The organism is Nostoc sp. DedQUE02 (assembly GCF_034531035.1).
GTDB lineage: Bacteria > Cyanobacteriota > Cyanobacteriia > Cyanobacteriales > Nostocaceae > Nostoc.
The window spans coordinates 70,319-89,193 of sequence record NZ_JAVRBY020000005.1 but is presented as its reverse complement, the minus strand read 5'-3'; the positions used below and the strand labels follow the sequence as shown (position 1 = coordinate 89,193).

Annotated in this window: 19 protein-coding genes and 1 pseudogene; 15 read left to right on the top strand and 5 right to left on the bottom strand. The window is 42.2% G+C overall.

What is annotated here, in order from left to right; translation table 11 throughout:
• Nucleotides 1–206 precede the first annotated feature (206 nt).
• From surE to RMX98_RS06970, 13 genes and pseudogenes are all read left to right on the top strand, one after another.
• Nucleotides 207–1,004 carry a 5'/3'-nucleotidase SurE gene (gene surE, locus RMX98_RS07030; protein ID WP_322678018.1) on the top strand — a complete coding sequence of 266 codons (798 nt, stop codon included), beginning with the start codon at nt 207–209 and terminating at the stop codon, nt 1,002–1,004.
• Between the two features lie 286 nt (nt 1,005–1,290).
• Nucleotides 1,291–2,187, top strand: a complete 897-nt coding sequence (locus RMX98_RS07025) for an MBL fold metallo-hydrolase (RefSeq protein ID WP_322677990.1) — start codon at nt 1,291–1,293, stop codon at nt 2,185–2,187.
• Nucleotides 2,188–2,686: 499 nt separating this feature from the next.
• Nucleotides 2,687–3,751, top strand: a complete 1,065-nt coding sequence (locus RMX98_RS07020; protein WP_322677989.1) for a bifunctional riboflavin kinase/FAD synthetase — start codon at nt 2,687–2,689, stop codon at nt 3,749–3,751.
• 150 nt (nt 3,752–3,901) lie between these two features.
• Nucleotides 3,902–4,810, top strand: coding sequence for a MoxR family ATPase (locus RMX98_RS07015; protein ID WP_322677988.1), 909 nt, complete (start codon nt 3,902–3,904; stop codon nt 4,808–4,810).
• Nucleotides 4,811–4,850: 40 nt separating this feature from the next.
• The gene (locus RMX98_RS07010; protein WP_322678022.1) at nt 4,851–5,030 is read left to right on the top strand and encodes a hypothetical protein; all 180 of its coding nucleotides are present in this window, start codon (nt 4,851–4,853) and stop codon (nt 5,028–5,030) included.
• A gap of 34 nt (nt 5,031–5,064) precedes the next feature.
• Complete coding sequence (locus RMX98_RS07005; RefSeq protein ID WP_322677987.1) at nt 5,065–5,280, top strand: hypothetical protein; 216 nt, start codon at nt 5,065–5,067, stop codon at nt 5,278–5,280.
• Nucleotides 5,281–5,744: 464 nt separating this feature from the next.
• Nucleotides 5,745–6,347, top strand: coding sequence for a cytochrome C (locus RMX98_RS07000; protein WP_322677986.1), 603 nt, complete (start codon nt 5,745–5,747; stop codon nt 6,345–6,347).
• A 283-nt stretch (nt 6,348–6,630) separates the two neighbouring features.
• Complete coding sequence (secA, locus tag RMX98_RS06995) at nt 6,631–9,423, top strand: preprotein translocase subunit SecA (protein ID WP_322677985.1); 2,793 nt, start codon at nt 6,631–6,633, stop codon at nt 9,421–9,423.
• A 105-nt stretch (nt 9,424–9,528) separates the two neighbouring features.
• Nucleotides 9,529–9,987, top strand: a complete 459-nt coding sequence (locus tag RMX98_RS06990) for an aspartyl protease family protein (RefSeq protein WP_322677984.1) — start codon at nt 9,529–9,531, stop codon at nt 9,985–9,987.
• Nucleotides 9,988–10,163: 176 nt separating this feature from the next.
• Nucleotides 10,164–10,253, top strand: a pseudogene (locus tag RMX98_RS06985) (hypothetical protein); the annotation flags it as partial.
• 144 nt (nt 10,254–10,397) lie between these two features.
• Nucleotides 10,398–10,841, top strand: a complete 444-nt coding sequence (locus RMX98_RS06980) for a hypothetical protein (protein ID WP_322677983.1) — start codon at nt 10,398–10,400, stop codon at nt 10,839–10,841.
• 44 nt (nt 10,842–10,885) lie between these two features.
• On the top strand, nt 10,886–11,218 hold the full coding sequence (locus RMX98_RS06975; RefSeq protein ID WP_322677982.1) for a low molecular weight protein tyrosine phosphatase family protein: 333 nt from the start codon (nt 10,886–10,888) through the stop codon (nt 11,216–11,218).
• A complete protein-coding gene (locus tag RMX98_RS06970) occupies nt 11,215–11,898 on the top strand; it encodes a class I SAM-dependent methyltransferase (RefSeq protein WP_322677981.1) in 684 nt (227 codons plus the stop codon). The genes RMX98_RS06975 and RMX98_RS06970 overlap by 4 nt, the downstream gene beginning before the upstream one ends.
• Before the next feature lie 42 nt (nt 11,899–11,940).
• Here RMX98_RS06970 and RMX98_RS06965 read toward each other — a convergent pair whose 3' ends face one another.
• From RMX98_RS06965 to RMX98_RS06945, 5 genes are all read right to left on the bottom strand, one after another.
• The gene (locus RMX98_RS06965) at nt 11,941–12,384 is read right to left on the bottom strand and encodes a hypothetical protein (RefSeq protein WP_322677980.1); all 444 of its coding nucleotides are present in this window, start codon (nt 12,382–12,384) and stop codon (nt 11,941–11,943) included.
• A gap of 185 nt (nt 12,385–12,569) precedes the next feature.
• Entirely contained in the window at nt 12,570–15,119 is a 2,550-nt protein-coding gene (locus RMX98_RS06960; RefSeq protein WP_322677979.1) for a penicillin acylase family protein, read from the bottom strand.
• Between the two features lie 122 nt (nt 15,120–15,241).
• Entirely contained in the window at nt 15,242–15,988 is a 747-nt protein-coding gene (locus RMX98_RS06955; protein ID WP_322677978.1) for an ABC transporter permease, read from the bottom strand.
• 153 nt (nt 15,989–16,141) lie between these two features.
• Nucleotides 16,142–16,960: an ABC transporter permease gene (locus RMX98_RS06950; protein WP_322677977.1), complete on the bottom strand. Its 819-nt coding sequence runs from the start codon at nt 16,958–16,960 to the stop codon at nt 16,142–16,144.
• Nucleotides 16,957–17,907 carry an ATP-binding cassette domain-containing protein gene (locus tag RMX98_RS06945; RefSeq protein WP_322677976.1) on the bottom strand — a complete coding sequence of 317 codons (951 nt, stop codon included), beginning with the start codon at nt 17,905–17,907 and terminating at the stop codon, nt 16,957–16,959. Before RMX98_RS06945 ends, RMX98_RS06950 begins: the two co-directional genes overlap by 4 nt.
• A gap of 263 nt (nt 17,908–18,170) precedes the next feature.
• Here RMX98_RS06945 and RMX98_RS06940 point away from each other — a divergent pair, with 263 nt between their 5' ends.
• Nucleotides 18,171–18,512: a hypothetical protein gene (locus RMX98_RS06940; RefSeq protein ID WP_322677975.1), complete on the top strand. Its 342-nt coding sequence runs from the start codon at nt 18,171–18,173 to the stop codon at nt 18,510–18,512.
• Nucleotides 18,513–18,514: 2 nt separating this feature from the next.
• On the top strand, nt 18,515–18,724 hold the full coding sequence (locus RMX98_RS06935) for an HNH endonuclease signature motif containing protein (protein ID WP_322677974.1): 210 nt from the start codon (nt 18,515–18,517) through the stop codon (nt 18,722–18,724).
• Nucleotides 18,725–18,875: the final 151 nt, after the last annotated feature.

The following is an 18,875-nucleotide window of genomic DNA, read 5'->3' as shown; positions in this document are numbered from 1 at the left end:
GACGATTGGGCTATTACAGCTTCGGGTAAATCCAGCTAACATCCAACTTAACAAGACTTGGGAATTGAGCAAATTGTCTTAAAGGTAGGTAAAGTTCCGCCACAGTGTCTAGTTAGTATAAATGTTTTTTTGCTGATTGTGACCTCAGACATTGACAAATGGCTAATAACAAATAACTAATAACTAATGATCAATGACTAATGACTATGAAATTACTAATTAGCAACGATGATGGCATTTCTGCCTTGGGGATTCGTACCCTAGCCAATTACTTAGCAGAGGCAGGCCATGATGTGAGTGTAGTTTGCCCAGATCGAGAGCGATCGGCAACTGGACACGGGTTAACTTTACACCAACCCATTCGCGCCGAAATTGTAGAGTCAATTTTTCATCCTGCTGTCAAAGCTTGGGCTTGCGATGGTACGCCTTCAGATTGCGTCAAATTGGCACTGTGGGCTTTGCTAGATACTCCCCCCGATTTGGTTCTCTCTGGCATTAATCAAGGTGCGAATTTAGGAACTGAAATCTTGTATTCCGGTACTGTTTCTGCGGCAATGGAAGGTCTAATTGAAGGCATTCCCAGTGTAGCGCTGAGTCTTATGAGTCACACATCTAAAGACTTTCAAGCTGGTGCTAAGTTTGCCAAAATTCTCGTAGACCAGTTAGCCCAAAAACCACTGCCAGATTTAATGTTGCTCAACGTCAATATTCCTGCGGTCAAATGGTCAGAAATTGCCGGAGTTACTCTTACCCGTCAAGGTCTACGGCATTACATTGATGTGTTTGATAAACGAGTTGATCCTCGTGGAAAAACGTACTACTGGTTAACTGGAGAGGTAATTGAGGATGTAGAACCCGCAACTGAATCAAATCTGCCTCAAAATGTACCGTTAGATGTGCATGTTGTACGTAAAAACTACATCAGTATAACTCCGTTACAATACAATCTTACTTACGCAACTGGATTAGATAAATTATCTGAGTGGGAATTCAATTTTCCATGAATCATTTGATTGATCGGGACAAAAGTAGGTTGATGTCAATGCATCATAGAAAAATGTAGGCTATAACGTAGGGGCACTCTGAAATAACTGATACACATTCACCCCAAAAGCTGAAAATTTTTAACTGACAGTATTTCATTCACATTTACACAATCAGCCAGAAACAGGGTATGCTGTTTTACCAAGAAATCCTCCCTCTACCAATATCGGTAAGACGACATAAACTTAGACAAAATAAGCAGCAATTTTTTCATTTATCGCCCGCTCAGTCCAGCAAGCAACACCCATGTCTAGGATAGAGAATCAATTTACCGTACAATTTTGGGGCGTTCGTGGCAGCATCCCCAGTCCAGGGCCAAACACCGTTCGTTACGGCGGTAATACCCCTTGCATATCAATGCAAGCGGGCGATAAGCGCTTAATTTTCGATGCTGGCACAGGACTACATGTTTTGGGGCAATCTCTGTTGCGCCAAATGCCGTTAGAAGCTCACATATTTTTTACCCACTCTCACTGGGATCACATGCAGGGTTTTCCCTTCTTTACCCCAGGGTTTGTCAAGGGGAATGACTTTCATATCTACGGCGCGATCGCACCTGATGGTTCTACCATAGAACAGCGCCTCAACGATCAAATGTTGCACCCGAACTTTCCCGTACCCTTGCAAATTATGCAAGCTAATTTAAATTTCTACGACATTCGACCGGGGCAACCAATCCACATTGATGACGTTACCGTAGAAACAGCGCCTTTAAACCATCCAGGTGAAGCCGTAGGATACCGCGTCAACTGGCGTGGTGGTGCTGCTACTTACATTACTGATACCGAACATTTTCCTGACCGACTTGATGATAACGTGCTGTGGCTAGCTCGTAATGCCGACATCTTGGTTTACGATTCTACCTATACAGACGAAGAATATCACTCGCCAAAATCTCCAAAAATTGGTTGGGGACATTCTACCTGGCAAGAAGCGGTAAAAGTAGCACAAGCTGCTAACGTCAAAACTCTAGTGATTTATCACCATGACCCCGCGCACGATGACGACTTTTTAGATTGTGTTGGCAAAGAAGCAGCTACGAAATTTCCTGGTGCGATCATGGCACGGGAAGGATTAGTACTTCAGATTCCCACCTCAGTTGCCTTATCAGAATCTTTTCCTGTTAGTAAGTTTTCTACTTAAAGATTGCGATCGGAGGAATTAGAGATTTTAGATTAGATTGGTGATCAGAAGCTTTCAGCGCGAGAGCGTACCTGTTGGCTGCACGGTGAGACAACGCTAACCAGAGTTGTCACGCCGACACAGGATCAGGGCGACAACAGGAGGACAAACTTTATAGATTCATCAACACAGCCTAGATACCCACAGACGCCCTAAGATTGCGGCTGATGTCGGGGTAAAACCTCGTTACAGTCTCAACACAGAACTAGAGCCTTTTTAGCTCTAGTATTTGGGATTATCTGGACTTAGCAATTAGCTGTCAAGCTAATGGCACAAGAAATCATCTTGGGCGACTTCCTTTGGGTTAGGCTTTTGGCTGATAGCTAACAGGGGTGGCATCAACACCCTGGCTGATAGCACAAGACCTCATGGGCAGTTGGTGAATATCCTCCTCAAGGCGGTTTACCATAGGGTAGCTTCCTGCTGATAGCTACAATAAACCTAAAATCTCAGAATCCACGTGCTAAATTTGTCTAAAAATGGGTGTTCTGTGCGGGTTGCTTCTTCAAGTGAAGGGCTGCTAACGCCGACTGCTGTTGCCCTTGGCAAGTTTGATGGTGTTCATCTTGGGCATCAAAAGGTAATTCAACCAGTCTTGCACGCTGGTGGTCACTTGTCAGTAGTTAGTAGTCCGCAGTCAAAGGAAAGTCAACTAACAAATCAAGAATATACTTACTCAACAGTTGTCACCTTTGACCCCCATCCACAAGAGTTCTTTACGGGGCAACCCCGGACTTTGTTAACGCCACTGGATGAAAAAGTCCAACAATTGCGATCGCTTGGGGTAGAACAACTAGTACTACTACCCTTTGACAAAGAATTGTCTGCGTTAACCCCCGAAGAATTCTTTCAAAAAATTCTCGTGCAACAACTGCGATGCCAACAAATTAGCATCGGGCAGGATTTTTGTTTTGGCGAAAAGCGCAGTGGTACTGCCAAGGATTTGCAATTACTCGCCGCCAAGCATAATATTCCCGTTACCATCGTTCCCTTACAAACTTATACAGGTGACTCACCCACCCAAAGTAGTTGCACCACTACTACTCCGGCTCAGGATGCCCGCATTAGCACTTCATTGATCCGCCAAACCCTTGAGCAGGGAGACATCGAAAACGCAAATCTACTACTAGGACGCCCCTACACCCTCCTTGGTGATGTCGTTCAAGGTCAACAATTGGGCAGAACAATTGGCTTTCCCACCGCTAACCTCCAACTACCAAAAGAAAAGTTTTTGCCTCGTCAAGGAGTCTACGCTGTCCGCGTTTTTACTCTCAGTGAAACATCAGATGTGTCTCCTAGTGAGAACTTGGGCGTAATGAATATCGGTAATCGCCCAACTGTAAATGGTACTTATTCATCTGTGGAAGTACATTTATTGGATTGGTCTGGTGATTTGTATGGCGAAAAACTCGTTGTGCAGCTAGTTAAATTTTTGCGCCCCGAACAAAAATTTCCTTCTCTCGAAGCCCTGAAAACACAAATTCAACTTGACTGCGTTGTTGCTAGAGAAGTTTTGAGTGCTTAGTGGGAACAATAGATAGGGCATTAGGTATGGGAAGAGGCAGAGGTGCAAAGAGGCAGAAGGGCAGAGAGAAAAAACTTACTGCAACTTCTCCCCTGCTCCCCTGCTCCCCTGCTCCCCTGCTCCCCCTACTCCCCCCACTCCCCACAACGCATGAGAGAAAAAATCGACGCTTTAACACAAAATCTGGCTCTTACCATCGTTGGCAAAGCTGAGGCAATACGCTTAGTGCTAGTCGCCTTGTTAGGTGGTGGTCATGCTCTCTTAGAAGATGTCCCTGGTGTTGGTAAAACCCTGCTCGCTAAATCCTTAGCTCGTTCGCTGGATGGCAAGTTTCAACGGCTACAATGCACTCCCGATTTACTGCCAACCGATATTACCGGCACTAACATCTGGAATCCAAAAAGCGGCGAATTTACTTTTCTGTCTGGGCCAGTTTTTACCAATGTGCTATTAGCTGACGAAATTAACCGCGCCACACCCCGCACTCAGTCAGCTTTATTAGAAGTTATGGAGGAACATCAGGTAACAGTTGATGGTGTCTCTCGTGCAGTTCCCCAGCCGTTTTTTGTGATTGCCACTCAAAACCCTATCGAGTATCAAGGTACTTTTCCTCTGCCGGAAGCGCAAATGGATCGGTTTATGTTGTCGCTGAGTTTGGGCTATCCTTCTGAGGCAGAAGAACTCCTGATGCTGCAAAATCTCCAAAATGGTGTAAAAGTTGCTGATTTGCAGCCTTGTATTACCTTGGCAGAAGTACAGCAATTGCGTTACCTCTGCTCTCAAGTCAAAGTGGCAACTTCCTTGCAACAGTACATCCTGGAATTGGTGCGGGCAACACGTCAAGATGAGGAAATTGCCCTTGGTGTCAGTCCGCGTGGCACATTAGCATTACAAAAGGCTGCTCAAGCGCTAGCTTTTATATTAGGGCGTGATTATGCTATACCCGATGATGTGAAATTCCTTGTCCCTTATGTTCTGTGCCATCGCCTTATTCCTAGAGGAGGACGCAATTCAAGGACTGTTGTTGAGCGATTATTGCGATCGGTTTCTATTCCTTAAGGTAACGTGACTTCGATGAGCTAAAAAACAGCTATCCGAGGTGGTGGTAACTCTATATTCTTGCTGGGGAAAATATTTCTTTACGCTTTTACTTTGGTTCTTTCTGGGTCAGTTTGCACCAAAACAAGCAGAAACAGAAGAGGTTGACCCTGATGATACACCCGTTGAGGAGAGTAAAGCCAGCTTGATAATAGCCTTGCAGCAAGCAAAATCTGGTTAAACTAGACCAATCAGTGAGCTATGGGACAGGATTGATGCAGAGTGATAATGCAGTTTTAATTCAATTTTCCGATGAGTTTGAGCAAGAACTTTACAGACTATCAAAAAGATTTCGCAATATTCACTCTGATGTTCAACCAATTATTAAGCAATTACAACAAGGAAATTTTGTCGGCGATGCCGAAGGCGGACTACGCCTACGCATTGCGGGCATTGGTGAGAAGTATGTTGTTTATAAGGTGAGAAAGTAGTATCCAAAAAGGCAGAGTGCTGGATACCGATTGATTTGTCAAGTTTAGTCACCTACAAGTATTTTGCTACTAACGATTTATTCCAAATCTGACCGAGAAGATATTGGTGCAAATGAAATCCGAGATATTGTGGCTGATTTTTCTAGTGAGTTATACTATTTCTTTGTGAGGCTGCGCTAAATTCTCTTGGCTTCTTTCTTTGCGTTCTTTGCGCCCTTTGCGGTTCGTTTCTTATTTAGTTTGGCGCATCTTCATACAGAATTGGTATTAGGTTAAAACTACTAGAACATTTTTCCTTGCATAGTTCAGTAGTGCGCTGAATAGACATTTATATTACTGTTTTGGATATGTAAAAATGCGTTGCTTGCCAAAACTGCTTACGCAAAATTATAAAACACTGCCAATACTCCGTAAGTCTTATGATTAGCACAAGCGCCACTTTTAAATATCTGGGAATGTGAGGAATGTCAATTTTTGTTAAGCGCAAAACCCGCGATGCCTACGGCGGGCTACGCCAACACCAAGCACTACAGCAAAGCGCCGAACGTGAATTCAAACGCCAATTTTTCGGTTTACTTCTGGTAATTGTAACGTGGAGTTTAGCTATGGGCTGGCTTCTAGCCTTGGCAACTAACGCTCAAAGTGCGACTCCTCCTGCTGAAATTGGCACTGTTGATGTAGTACCTGCACAATACCAACTAGGGCAAGAATTGTATTTGGAAAACTGCTCTAGATGTCACATTGCTATACCACCAGCCGTTTTACCTACCCAAACTTGGAAAAATATCCTGCAAGACTCGCAGCACTACGGCGCACAACTCCAGCCTTTAGTCGATCCGCCCCGCATCTTGGTGTGGAAATATCTTTCGACTTTCTCCCGTGTGCAGCTAGACGACGAAGAAACACCATATCGCGTCAACAACTCGCGTTATTTTAAAGCTTTGCATCCAGGAGTTAAATTACCACGTCCTGTCCAGATTGGCAGTTGTGTAAGCTGTCATCCCAGTGCTAATGATTACAATTTCCGCCGCCTGACATCACAAGAGGCAGAGGGGCAGATGAGATAGGGGGCAGAGGGAAAAGATCCTGTGAGAAAGTTCTCCTCTGCTCCCCTCTTCCCGCATCCTGGCCCCATCTGGGGGCAAAATGATACTATGAAGAAAGACTAAATATAAGATAAGAGTTAAAACCAATCAGTTTATTAAATGATTGGCTAGTTTTTCTCCTGTTTTTGAGGTAATTCTCATTTCACACCCATCCACGACCAAGACGTTTAGGCTGGGTTAAATGTTTATAATCAATGCCAACCCTTTAATTCCCATCCCCCTTGATTCAGTTCTATAACCTGCCATGCTAAAACTTTTGTTGGGCGACCCCAACGCTCGTAAGCTTAAAAAATACCAACCTTCTGTTACTGAAATTAACCTTTTAGAGGAAGAAATTAAGGCTCTTTCCGATGATGAGTTAAAAGGGAAAACCGTCGAATTTAAACAACGGCTCGCTAAAGGCGAAACCCTAGATGACATATTGCCAGAAGCTTACGCCGTTGTTCGGGAAGCAGGACGGCGAGTCTTAGGCTTGCGGCACTTTGATGTCCAACTCCTTGGCGGTATCATTTTGCACGTAGGGCAAATTGCCGAGATGAAAACCGGCGAGGGTAAAACACTAGTCGCCACCTTGCCGAGTTACTTAAATGCCCTTAGTGGTAAAGGTGTACACGTCGTTACCGTCAACGATTACCTGGCTCGTCGAGATGCGGAATGGATGGGACAAGTGCATCGGTTCTTGGGGTTGAGTGTGGGGCTAATTCAGTCAAGCATGACTCCCAGCGAACGTCAGAAAAATTACGACTGTGATATTACTTATGTTACCAACAGCGAAGTAGGGTTTGACTACCTGCGGGATAACATGGCGACATCAATGGCAGATGTGGTGCAACGCCCGTTCAATTATTGCGTGATTGACGAGGTAGACTCGATTTTAATTGATGAGGCGCGGACACCGCTAATTATTTCTGGGCAGGTGGAAAGACCTACAGAAAAATATCTGCAAGCTGCTGAAATCGCATTCACACTCAAAAAAGACGAACATTATGATGTGGATGAAAAAGCTCGGAACGTGCTGTTGACAGATGAAGGGTTTGCTGAATCAGAAAATCTTTTGGGAGTCACAGATTTATTTGACCCAGAAGATCCTTGGGCACACTTCATTTTCAATGCAATTAAAGCCAAAGAACTTTTCCTTAAAGATGTAAATTACATCGTCCGCAATGGGGAAGTGGTAATTGTAGATGAATTTACTGGACGGGTACTGCCCGGACGACGTTGGAGCGATGGGCTACACCAGGCGATTGAAGCCAAAGAACACGTAGAAATTCAGCCAGAAACTCAAACTCTAGCGACAATTACTTATCAAAATCTGTTTTTGCTGTATCCAAAACTGGGTGGAATGACCGGAACGGCAAAAACTGAAGAACCGGAATTTGAAAAAATTTACAAATTGGAAGTTGCGGTAATTCCCACCAATCGCGATCGCAGACGCGAAGATTTGTCTGATATGGTCTTTAAGACAGAATCAGGCAAGTGGGGGGCGATCGCCGGAGAATGTGCCGAAATGCACGAACTCGGCAGACCTGTATTAGTGGGAACCACTAGTGTGGAAAAATCCGAACTTCTCAGCCGACTACTGAAGGATCTGAAGATTCCCCACGAATTACTCAACGCCCGCCCGGAAAACGTCGAACGTGAAGCGGAAATCGTCGCTCAAGCCGGACGCAAAGGTGCTGTTACTATTGCTACTAACATGGCTGGTAGAGGTACAGACATCATCCTCGGTGGTAACTCCGAATACATGGCACGTCTGAAACTGCGGGAATACTTTATGCCCCGGATCGTCATGCCAGAAGATGAAGATGCCTTTGGCGTGCAAAGAGCAGCCGGATTGCCTATAGGACATGGTGGTGGTCAAGGCTTTGTTCCTGGTAAGAAAGTCAAAACTTGGCGGGCTTCACCAGAAATTTTCCCGACTCAGTTGACAAAAGAAACAGAAAAACTACTCAAAGATGCAGTAGAAATTGCAGTGCGTGAGTATGGTGAACGTAGTTTACCAGAACTCGAAGCTGAAGAAAAAGTAGCTGTGGCGGCAGAAAAAGCTCCCATCGATGACCCTGTGATTCAGAAATTACGGGAAGCTTACAATCGGGTTAAGCAGGAATATGAACAATTTACTACCCGCGAACATGATGAGGTAGTAGGAATTGGCGGTTTGCACGTAATTGGTACAGAACGCCACGAATCACGGCGGATTGATAATCAGTTGCGGGGACGTGCAGGAAGACAAGGCGACCCTGGAACCACGAGATTCTTCCTCAGCTTAGAGGATAACCTACTGCGAATTTTTGGTGGCGATCGCGTTGCTGGATTAATGAAAGCCTTCAACGTAGAAGAAGATATGCCCATCGAGTCTGGGATGCTTACCCGCAGTTTGGAAGGCGCGCAGAAAAAAGTTGAAACTTACTACTACGACATTCGGAAGCAGGTATTTGAGTATGACGAGGTAATGAATAATCAACGTCGTGCTATTTATGCCGAACGCCGCCGAGTGCTAGAAGGTCAAGATTTGAAAGAACAGGTGATTAAATACGCTGAAAAAACGATGGATGACATCGTTGACTTTTACATCAATATAGAGTTGCCCTCAGAAGAGTGGGAGTTAGAAAAATTGGTTGAGAAAGTCAAAGAATTCGTCTATCTGCTAGCAGATTTACAAGCGAGTCAATTAGAAGATATCACCGTCAGCGAGATTAAAGCCTTCCTCCACGAACAGGTGCGAATTGCTTATGACCTCAAAGAAGCGCAGATTGACCAAGTTCAACCCGGACTTATGCGTCAAGCAGAACGCTTCTTTATCTTGCAACGCATTGATACCTTGTGGCGGGAACACCTGCAACAAATGGATGCCTTGCGCGAATCAGTGGGATTACGTGGTTATGGGCAAAAAGACCCACTGATTGAGTATAAGAGCGAGGGTTACGAATTGTTCTTGGATATGATGATTAACATTCGCCGAGATGTGGTGTACTCGTTGTTCATGTTCCAGCCGCAGCCGCAGCAGATGATGCAGGCTTCATCAGAGATGGTGTAAGTAGGAAATATCTGATGCAGAGACGCAGAGGCGCAAAGAGTGCTTTTGCGTCTTTGTGTTTTAGGGCATCTCTTAAAAATATTGTGTTTTCAGGAGTTTGCTGAAATGGGTAAGCTAATACTACCGAATCTTCAGGGTAAGCAAATGGGGCAAGTAATAGTTACCCTCACTGTCACGAATCGAATTGATCGAGTTTTGGCTCAACGAGGCTTTATTTCTTCGGAGGAAGTTCGCTCTTATATTCTGGATGATGTTTTAGTTGATACGGGCGCAACTTTGCTGTGTTTACCTGCTAACATTATTAGTCAACTAGGTTTAGTCCAAGGTGGAGAAGCCCAGGTAGAAACTGCTGGTGGAGTTAAGCAGGGGCGAATTTTCCGAGATGTTGAACTTAGTATTGCAGAGCGTCAAGGAACCTTTGATTGTCTGGAACTTACAGAAGTACCTTATGCGCTTTTGGGTGTAACACCAATGGAAGTTTTAGGGTTAGAACCAGACCTTAAAAATCGGAAGTTGCGGATTTTGCCGATGAATTCTGAGCAAACTTACCTGAGTGTATTGTAAACAGTCTATGTTTATGTTGAAAGCGGGTACTCACTTTTTCAGTAAAGTTAATTTCATTTAATAAGAAGAATATGAATTTATGCTATTTGTGTGGCAGGGAAATGTTTGATGAAAAAGTTTATCTTAAAGATAAAGATAAATTTAGTGAATAACCTGCTTTAAAACATAAGGAACATATTATTCAAAATGCCTTAATAGGTAGGCTAAAACCCAATAATATACTTTGTAAAGCTTGTGGTAATAAATTAAATGATACAATCGATATAAATTTTGTAAATATATTCGCATCAATTACAGAAATATTACAAAAAAAGAATGTTCAGAAAGAGAGAAAAAATAACAGCCCAGAATTAAAAGGTCATTTTCTTAATAAAGAAACACAAGAAAAAATTAATGTTAGTATAAAAGACTTGAAAGCAAGTCCAGTCAAGCCATACTACAAAGTTGACTATGAAAATAAAATAATCAAGATTTATGCTAATGAATCTATAGCAAAAAATTATAAAAATAGAGTTGTTAATGAAGTTAAAAATCAAATAAATGATATCAAATTATACGAAATAAAGTATATAACAAATATATCATCAGAAAATGGATCGCTTTTTTTGTATTTTACGGAAGGTATTGATAATTGCAATGAAAAATTATGTTTAGGTTTGAATAAAATAGCTACGGGGTTTGCATCTCATCACGGAGTTAAAAGAACAGATTTAGTCAGGAGTCTTGACATAACACAAGGCAATGAAAAAATAATTTATTCCAAGAATGTAATTCCATTCTTTCCCATAGGATGTTTTGATATATTTCTAGAGTTAAATCGGCCTGAACTAGAAAATTATTATCCTACATTTTGAATGTTGAATAACTTTTTTAGAGTTAGATCGGTAAAAAACTCTCAATGAAAAAGCTTTTATTTATCTGTAGCCAGAATAAACTACGAAGTCCCACCGGCGAGGCTGTGTTTTCTGAATATGAAGGACTTGAAACAGACTCGGCAGGCTTAGATCGCTATGCCGAAGTACCATTATCAACAGAGGCTATTCACTGGGCCGATATTATCTTTGTAATGGAAAAATCCCATAAAAATAAACTATCCAAAAATTTTCAGCCTTTTCTGAAAGATAAAAAAATTATATGTTTAGATATACCAGATGAATATGAGTATATGGAACCCGCTTTAATTGAGTTGTTAAAACAGAAAGTTCTACCTCTATTAAAGATTAAAAAATGAATATTCAAGAAGCTTTTAATTCTGCCGCAGCAGATTATGATAACTTACGTCGTGTTTTAATTCCCTGTTTTGATGACTTTTACAAAACAGCTGTTGAAATCATCCCAGGAGATTGCACTGCACGCCTGAAGGTTCTAGATTTGGGTGCTGGTACTGGACTTTACTCAGGTATGGTTCAGTCCGTCTTCCCGAATGCAGAGTTCACTTTGCTAGATTTAGCCCCTGAGATGTTAGAAAAAGCTAAATTGAGATTTAGCAAGATGGGTAAATCTCCCAAAATCTTAATTGGTGATTATATTGAAACTGATTTAGGTGATTCGTATAATCTGATAATCTCTGCCTTATCGATTCATCATCTGTCAGATATTGACAAAGAACTTCTTTATCAACGGATTTATGATGTTCTCAATCCTGGAGGGATATTTGTCAACGCCGATCAAGTTCTGGGCAAAACGCCTGATTTAGAAAAACTTTACCATCAACACTGGCTAGATTCTGTCCGCGCGAAAAATATCTCAGAAGAGGATCTTAAGGCTGCACAAAAACGCATGGAATACGATCGCATGGCAACCCTGGATATTCAACTTAGCTGGTTAGAAGCGGCTGGGTTCCAAAATGTGGATTGCTGGTACAAAAATTTTAGCTTTGCTGTTTTTGGTGGTTATCGACCGACTATTTAACCGCTATTTTTGCGATCGAGATTCCAAGCAGAGGAGAATTGATTATTTGCCAGAACAGTAGCTATTAATTTCGTTGACTATTGAACTTTCTTCGCTACTACTCTTTTGCAGAGATACCAAAAAGCCCTTTGCGGCTGGTAGATTCTTTTTATCTATGGCTGTTGCTGCATTATTCAACTCCTTGCTGATGTTCTGATACAGTGTGAGAAAGCGTCCTTGGAAACCTTGCAATTTTTCATCCTTAATTTCCAGTGCTTTCATCTCTTTGGCAAGTGGGTCTATCTTACCAGCAAGTTCAGTTAAAGCTTTGGAACCTTTTGCGGGATTGGGATTTTTAGCGAATTCCTGACCTAGAGTAGATGCCTGATTGGCAACCTTTATAACTTTGTTACATTGAGCAACTTTACTTTCGCCACAACCTGCAAATAATAAAGCGATCGCAGTAGTGACTGAAAGTATAAAACTTTGCTTAAATACGCATTGCATAGATTCTATGATCTCCAACTATATTTCGTGAAAGTTGGACAGTAGGAATGGATGGTTAGAGAAAATACTTTTTCTAAACTTGATTTTTTCTTTCTGCCCTGTTACTTTATACTTCATTTCCTTGAAAACGTGTATGTAATTACACGCAAACAAGGCAATTTTAAATTAGATAGTGCTGTTGTCCTTTACTCTACCAATTTTGGAATTAATCTCAGTGTTGTAGTCGTATTTTCTGTAACATTCTTTGATTCCCATAACATTTGGTGGTATTCAATGTTGCGCCAAGGTTCAACCATATCGTTGTAATGGCTATGGAAAGCATGTCCTGATTGTCCAGGGGTGTGAATTGCTAGTGAGGTATCCAAATTTCCCAAATCTACAATCATCCGCAGTGAAGGAATATCAGTCACCTCAAAAGATTTATTTGCTCTCCAGCGATTAGCATTCACTGTTTCGCCGTTACCAGATGTAGCAAATGCACTACGATTAAATAAAGCTTCAATCGGTGCAACCCCAGATTTCCCCAAGGTGGCATTCCGAAAAGTAATGGTATGCAGCTTGCCCCAATTCCAGTTTTTCGGGTCTTGGCTTTGAATTCGTTCTAATTCATCCACGGCTTCTATCAAGGACTGCCGAAGGATTTGGTCGGAGTTTTCAACGTTTGCGGTGTTGCGGTTGTCCCACCAAGAACTATTGGGCTGTTTGACCAGATTTGCTAGCACAGCATACCAGCGATCACCTCCATCAGGAAAGTACTTTTCAGGCAACTGATCGTGAAATGTATTTGCTAGCAAATGTTTCCAGAATACTTCAAACACAGCAGCAGCAGGCGATGCCATTCCCAACTGCAAATTCCAATCTCGCAGTAGTTTTTGGGCTGCTTGTAAACGAGGTGTATCAACAGTGATAGATTGTAGTAGTGGCACTAGTGTTTGTGCATTCAGATTGCGATCGTCACCTTGTATCTGCTGCACATCCTTTAGAGAAATCGGCTGAGTTTTTTGTGAAATCATTTCAACAATCCGCTTGGCTCGGTAGCCATAAACCCAGTCTGCGGTAATCAAGTAAGGATATTCACGCATAACTAAATTATTGGCAGTAGCAATATAACCTTGAGGTGGATTGAAACTTTTGGGCAGTTTCTCAAAGTCAATATAGCCTTGCCACTCATATTCATCCGTCCAACCCGGAACGGGATAACGCCCATCTCCCTTAGCGCGGATGGGAAATTTACCAGGCATCTGGTAGCCAATATTGCCATCAATATCAGCGTAGACCAAATTTTGAGCCGGGACATCATAATTGCTAGCAGCAGTGCGGAATTCCTGCCAGTTTTGGGCGCGATTAATTTGAGGAATGGCATACCCCAGTTTCGAAGGTGCTAAGGCTGTCCAACGCAGGGCTACGGCGTAATTTTGCGGTAATTCTAACGGCTGACTTGACTGGAATTGCTTTAGATTTGGCGAAACATCAGAGAGAATCGGCCCATGTCGGGTATAGCGTACCGTTTGGACAATCGGCTGACTTCCGGCTACTTGAATCGTCTCTTGCAGGAGTTGCATATCAACCCATTTGCCATTGACCTCATACTGATTGGGGTTATTTGGGTTAATTTTCTCAATGTATAAATCCATCACATCAGATTCTACATTGGTGACACCCCAGGCAATGCGATCGCTATGACCGATAATTACTCCAATCATTCCCGCAAAGGAAAAGCCAGAAACGTTGTAGGGACATTCTGCACTCTTGGGTGTACAGTGCAAACCAACTTCGTACCATATAGAGGGTATTTGCACACCTAAATGGGGATCATTCGCCAAGATTGGCTTACCTGTCGCTGTCTTTTGACCAGATATTACCCAGTTGTTCGAGCCGATACCTATTCCTGTAGGCCCGATGAGTTGTTCTAAAGCTATCATCGGCTTAGTAATTGACTCTAAAGCAGAGAATACATTTGGAGAATCGAAAAGTACTTCAACATTATTGTCCCTCACTCGCCCTGCTTCCTCTGCTTCCTCTCCTTGCTCTAACTCAGGTAAAATAACTGGCAAGTCTTTAGGGTAAGGCGGAAAAAGTTCTTCTACTTGATTTGGGTGAAGGGTTTTGAGCAAAATAGCACGTTCAATTTCGCTCTCGAAATTTCTGCCCAAATCGTAAGCCATTACCTTACCCCAAGTCAGAGAATGCAATATTTGCCACGGTTCTGGCTTATACTCAGGATTGAGAAACTTTAGCACAGCGTATTCTAGACTCAGGGCGCTGCCTTGATGCTCTGTCAAATAGACATTAACACCATCGGCGTAAGCTTCCAGGTATGCCTTCATCTCTGCATTCATTTCCTGAATTTCTTGCTGCGCCACCCTTGCCCAACCCATTGTCCGTAAATATTTGTCAGTATTAAGTTGAGAAGAACCAAACATTTCTGAAAGTCGCCCAGAACCAATGTGTCGCCAAAAGTCCATTTGCCAAAACCGATCTTGGGCATGGATATAACCTTGCGCCATAAATAAATCGTGAGAATTGGCAGCATAAATGTGGGGAATTCCCCATTTATCGCGCTGGACGCTTACTTCGGCTTTCAGTTCAGGTAATTGAATTGTGCCACTTTCTTGAGCAAAAGATTGGCGCACAGTGTAGGTAGTAAATCCCACGAACAATAGCCCCAGTACTAACAGAAAAATCAGAGTAATTTTGAGTCTTTTACCTAACCAACCTTTCCTGGAGTTTTTCATGTGAGCTTCCCGTGGCATTGTTTAGTAAAATCAGGCAATACTACAAGGTATTTAATCAGAATCTTCAGAAAAGTGCGATCTGCCCAATTAAAATATGCTTGAGTACACAGCTAAAATTTTGTTTAGCTCCCAGTAGAACAATAGTATCGCTCTCCTATTTTCCAAAGCTGGAGTGCAACTATTAGAAAGATAATGCCTGCGATTGGCGATATATAACAAAACCACAAAGGCACTAAAAAAGCATCTTCTTTTTTAAGTACTGCAAGCAAAGGAAAATAACTGACGCAAGCAAGCGGTATCAAGAAAGTAAAGAATCGTTGAAACCACTTGCTATAAATTGCAAGAGGGTACTGAGCCGTTTCCACTCCTCCATAAGTGAGGATATTCATAATTTCGAGAGATTCAATAGTCCAGAAGGTGATAGTTGCTTGCATAATGACAATGCCAACAAAGAGCGCAACTCCACCAAAAAATGAAGTGCCTAAAAGCCATAAAGTTTTAAAAGTTAAAGGTATGTGGAGAGATGAAAGTGACCAACACATAACAACAATTCCTTGAAATAATCTTCCGATTCGTTTCAAGGTAAACTCTTTACCTAAAAGCTGAAGTGCTGTGGTGCGTGGACGAACAAGTAAACGGTCGAAGTCTCCACTTTTAATTATTGTTGTAAATGAGTCAAACCCTTTTCCAAGCGCATCAGCACAAGCAAAAGAAATATTAATTATTCCATAAAAGAGAGCAACTTCATTTAAAGTCCACGTACCAATACTATTAAAACGGCTAAAAAGTGCCCAGACTCCAAAAAATTCAACAGCAGTTACTAAAAACTGCCCTATGACTTGCAGCCAGAAAGAAACTTTGTACTGCATTTGCGACTTGAAAGATACAGAAATATATCGAAGGTATAGCAGAAAATCATTCATAGTCGCTTGATAATTTTTATCTCAAATAAATAAATAAATAAATCTATCTTCATTATTAAAAAACTAAGAATTAAAAATTAAGAATTACAAATTATTTACTTATCCTCCTTGAATTACAAGCTTTTTGATGCCATATTTCACAAGAACACGCCCAAGGATAATAATGATTACTATCCAAAAAGCTTGATGCAGCAATATATTAAATAGGGCGTTTGGTTGAAGATTTCCAGTAAAAAGACGAAAAGGTTTGTCGATTAATCCTGAAAAAGGAAGTGCATTCACAAAAGGCTTGCTCCACTCAGGGAAAAGTGGCAACGGAACAATCATGCCAGAGAAGATACTAACAAGAGTAGGTAGAATGCTATTAATTCCCTCGCCCGAAATCGTCCACATCATTGATACAGTCAAAAGCATAGTTAATGCAGACGAAAGTAAAATTGCGCCAATAAAAGAGATAAAAAAGGCAACAAAAGAAGCAAAGGAGGGTGGAAAAGAAAGCGACCATTCATCAAGCCCAAAAATGCGAAAAAGGAAAATTGTGACACCAAGAAGCGGAATACTACGAAGTATCAGGGGCGTTGTACGAAGTGCTAATGCGCGAGTAAACCAAAAATTATAAAGGTCTGTGGGTCGAAGAAGATCGTATCCGACAGCACCAGTTCGGATGAGTTCTTGAATATCTCTATCACCTCCCCAAGGGACAATCGCCATCAGAAACGCCTGTCCCAGCCAGACATATCCTACAGCTTGTTGAAAAGTGATAGGTTGAGCAGAGGTTGTATGAGTAAAGAATGCCTGTAAAACCATTACTTTCACTAACCCCCAGAAAAGCTGAGTTCCAACACCAGCCAAAGCAGCAGCACGGTATTGCAATAGCAGTGTAAATCTAGCAACAAACAGTGACCAATATGCTTTCATGGGACAATACCTGCTGAAATTGCATAAAGTTCGGCAATTATCTCTTCAATAGGTGGATTTTCTACAAAAAGATCCTCTACTTCGTGTTGTGAGGTAACTTGGCTAATCAAAGACGCAGCAGAAAGCTTTGTGGGATCGAAGGCTAGAGTTACGGTGCGACCTTCTTTAGAGATAATACTGACTCCTTGTTGTTCAAAAAAGAAATCATCGTTTGCTAAGTCGATTCTTAAGTACCGACGCGAGGAAACTTGAGAACGCAATGCTGCTAAAGTTCCATCACAAAGGATTTCACCTCCACCAATAATAATTATGCGATCGCACAATGCCTCGATATCATCCATATCATGGGTAGTCAGGATCGTGGTTACTTGATGAGTTTTATTCAGCGCTTTGATAAATTTTCTGACTGCAAGCTTGGAAACTGCATCAAGCCCAATAGTGGGTTCATCAAGAAAAAGAATTTCCGGTCTATGAAGCATGGCGGCTGCAAAGTCACATCGCATCCTTTGACCAAGGCTTAACTGCCTCACCGGAGTCGAGAGAAAGCTTTCAAGACCAAGCAAATCAATCATTTCTTCGCGTGTCTGGCGATACTCTGATTGGGGAACTCGATAAATATCCCGCAGCAAATCGAAAGACTCAATCACTGGCAAATCCCACCAGAGTTGCGTTCTTTGACCAAACACTACACCGATATGATTAACGTGCTTAATTCGATCTTTCCAAGGAGTTCGTCCGCCAATTAGGCATTTTCCACTGGAAGGTACGAGGATACCGCTTAAAATTTTAATCGTGGTCGATTTACCAGCTCCATTTGGGCCAATGTATCCTACAAGTTCTCCCCGTTCCAGGGAAAACGAAACTCCTTTGAGGGCATAAACTTCTTTAGTTTTTCGCTGCACAAGTCCTCGTATTGAACCGAAAAGCCCAGAGGAACGTTCAGACACAAAGAAAGTCTTCCTGAGATTTTCGACAAGAATGTGAGACATATTTGGGCAGGAGGCAGGTGGTCACTGAGCGTAGTCGAAGTGAGGTAGGGGGCAGGAGGTAAAAAATGAAATGAGCTTGGCTGGATTAAGAATTGTCTTGGTAGAGGTAGCTGGGGTGAGTAATGTCGGAGCGATCGCCAGAGTAATGATATATCTCGGATATATCCGAGATATATCCGAGATATATCATTTAATAATAGTAAATTGCCAATGCAATCCCCATGCCAAGAATCATTCTAGAAGTATCAGAGGAATTATCTCGACAACTAGCACAAGTAGGTGATCGCTTACCTGAACTACTTGCATTGAGCCTCCAACAACCAGCTGTACCAGCACAAGTTTACCGATATATCTTAGATTTTTTGGCTAGCAACCCCACTCCTGAACAAATTGCTGAATTTAAACCTACTCCCGAAATGCAAGAACGATTGCGTACCTTGCTAACACGCAGTAACGCAGGTGAACTCACACCCACGGAGTTGAAAGAACTAGATGAATATGAACGTATTGAACACTTAGTTGTGATGATTAAAGCAGGTAACTTATCTTATTTGACCAGCTGACCGTGAGTGCAACCTATATTCCGGTTGTTCTTCGCCGACTGGTAGAAGAACGCGCAAACTACAGATGTGAATATTGCCAATTACCCGTAGGAGTTGCTTTCTTTGCCCATGAGATTGATCATGTTATTGCTCAAAAGCACGGTGGCGCAACAAATGCTGATAATTTAGCCCTCACCTGCTGGCGATGTAATCGTCATAAAGGCACTGACTGAGGATCTTTCGATCCAGAAACAGGGGCTTTTAGTTTTCTCTTTAACCCACGCACCCAGAAATGGGCTGAACACTCCACCTTTTCAGAACTGAATCTAGTAGGATTAACGCCTATGGGACGTACAACGATTAGATTACTACAAATAAATAGTG

Excerpts from the sequence above, each read along its gene's own strand:
- RMX98_RS07000 (WP_322677986.1), top strand. The coding sequence starts at position 5,745 with ATGTCAATTTTTGTTAAGCGCAAAACCCGCGATGCCTACGGCGGGCTA.
- RMX98_RS07015 (WP_322677988.1), top strand. The coding sequence starts at position 3,902 with ATGAGAGAAAAAATCGACGCTTTAACACAAAATCTGGCTCTTACCATC.
- RMX98_RS07005 (WP_322677987.1), top strand. The coding sequence starts at position 5,065 with ATGCAGAGTGATAATGCAGTTTTAATTCAATTTTCCGATGAGTTTGAG.
- RMX98_RS07025 (WP_322677990.1), top strand. The coding sequence starts at position 1,291 with ATGTCTAGGATAGAGAATCAATTTACCGTACAATTTTGGGGCGTTCGT.
- RMX98_RS06960 (WP_322677979.1), bottom strand. The coding sequence starts at position 15,119 with ATGAAAAACTCCAGGAAAGGTTGGTTAGGTAAAAGACTCAAAATTACT.
- RMX98_RS06950 (WP_322677977.1), bottom strand. The coding sequence starts at position 16,960 with ATGAAAGCATATTGGTCACTGTTTGTTGCTAGATTTACACTGCTATTG.
- RMX98_RS06970 (WP_322677981.1), top strand. The coding sequence starts at position 11,215 with ATGAATATTCAAGAAGCTTTTAATTCTGCCGCAGCAGATTATGATAAC.
- RMX98_RS06990 (WP_322677984.1), top strand. The coding sequence starts at position 9,529 with ATGGGTAAGCTAATACTACCGAATCTTCAGGGTAAGCAAATGGGGCAA.
- RMX98_RS06975 (WP_322677982.1), top strand. The coding sequence starts at position 10,886 with ATGAAAAAGCTTTTATTTATCTGTAGCCAGAATAAACTACGAAGTCCC.
- RMX98_RS06955 (WP_322677978.1), bottom strand. The coding sequence starts at position 15,988 with ATGCAGTACAAAGTTTCTTTCTGGCTGCAAGTCATAGGGCAGTTTTTA.
- RMX98_RS06965 (WP_322677980.1), bottom strand. The coding sequence starts at position 12,384 with ATGCAATGCGTATTTAAGCAAAGTTTTATACTTTCAGTCACTACTGCG.
- secA (WP_322677985.1), top strand. The coding sequence starts at position 6,631 with ATGCTAAAACTTTTGTTGGGCGACCCCAACGCTCGTAAGCTTAAAAAA.
- surE (WP_322678018.1), top strand. The coding sequence starts at position 207 with ATGAAATTACTAATTAGCAACGATGATGGCATTTCTGCCTTGGGGATT.
- RMX98_RS06940 (WP_322677975.1), top strand. The coding sequence starts at position 18,171 with ATGCCAAGAATCATTCTAGAAGTATCAGAGGAATTATCTCGACAACTA.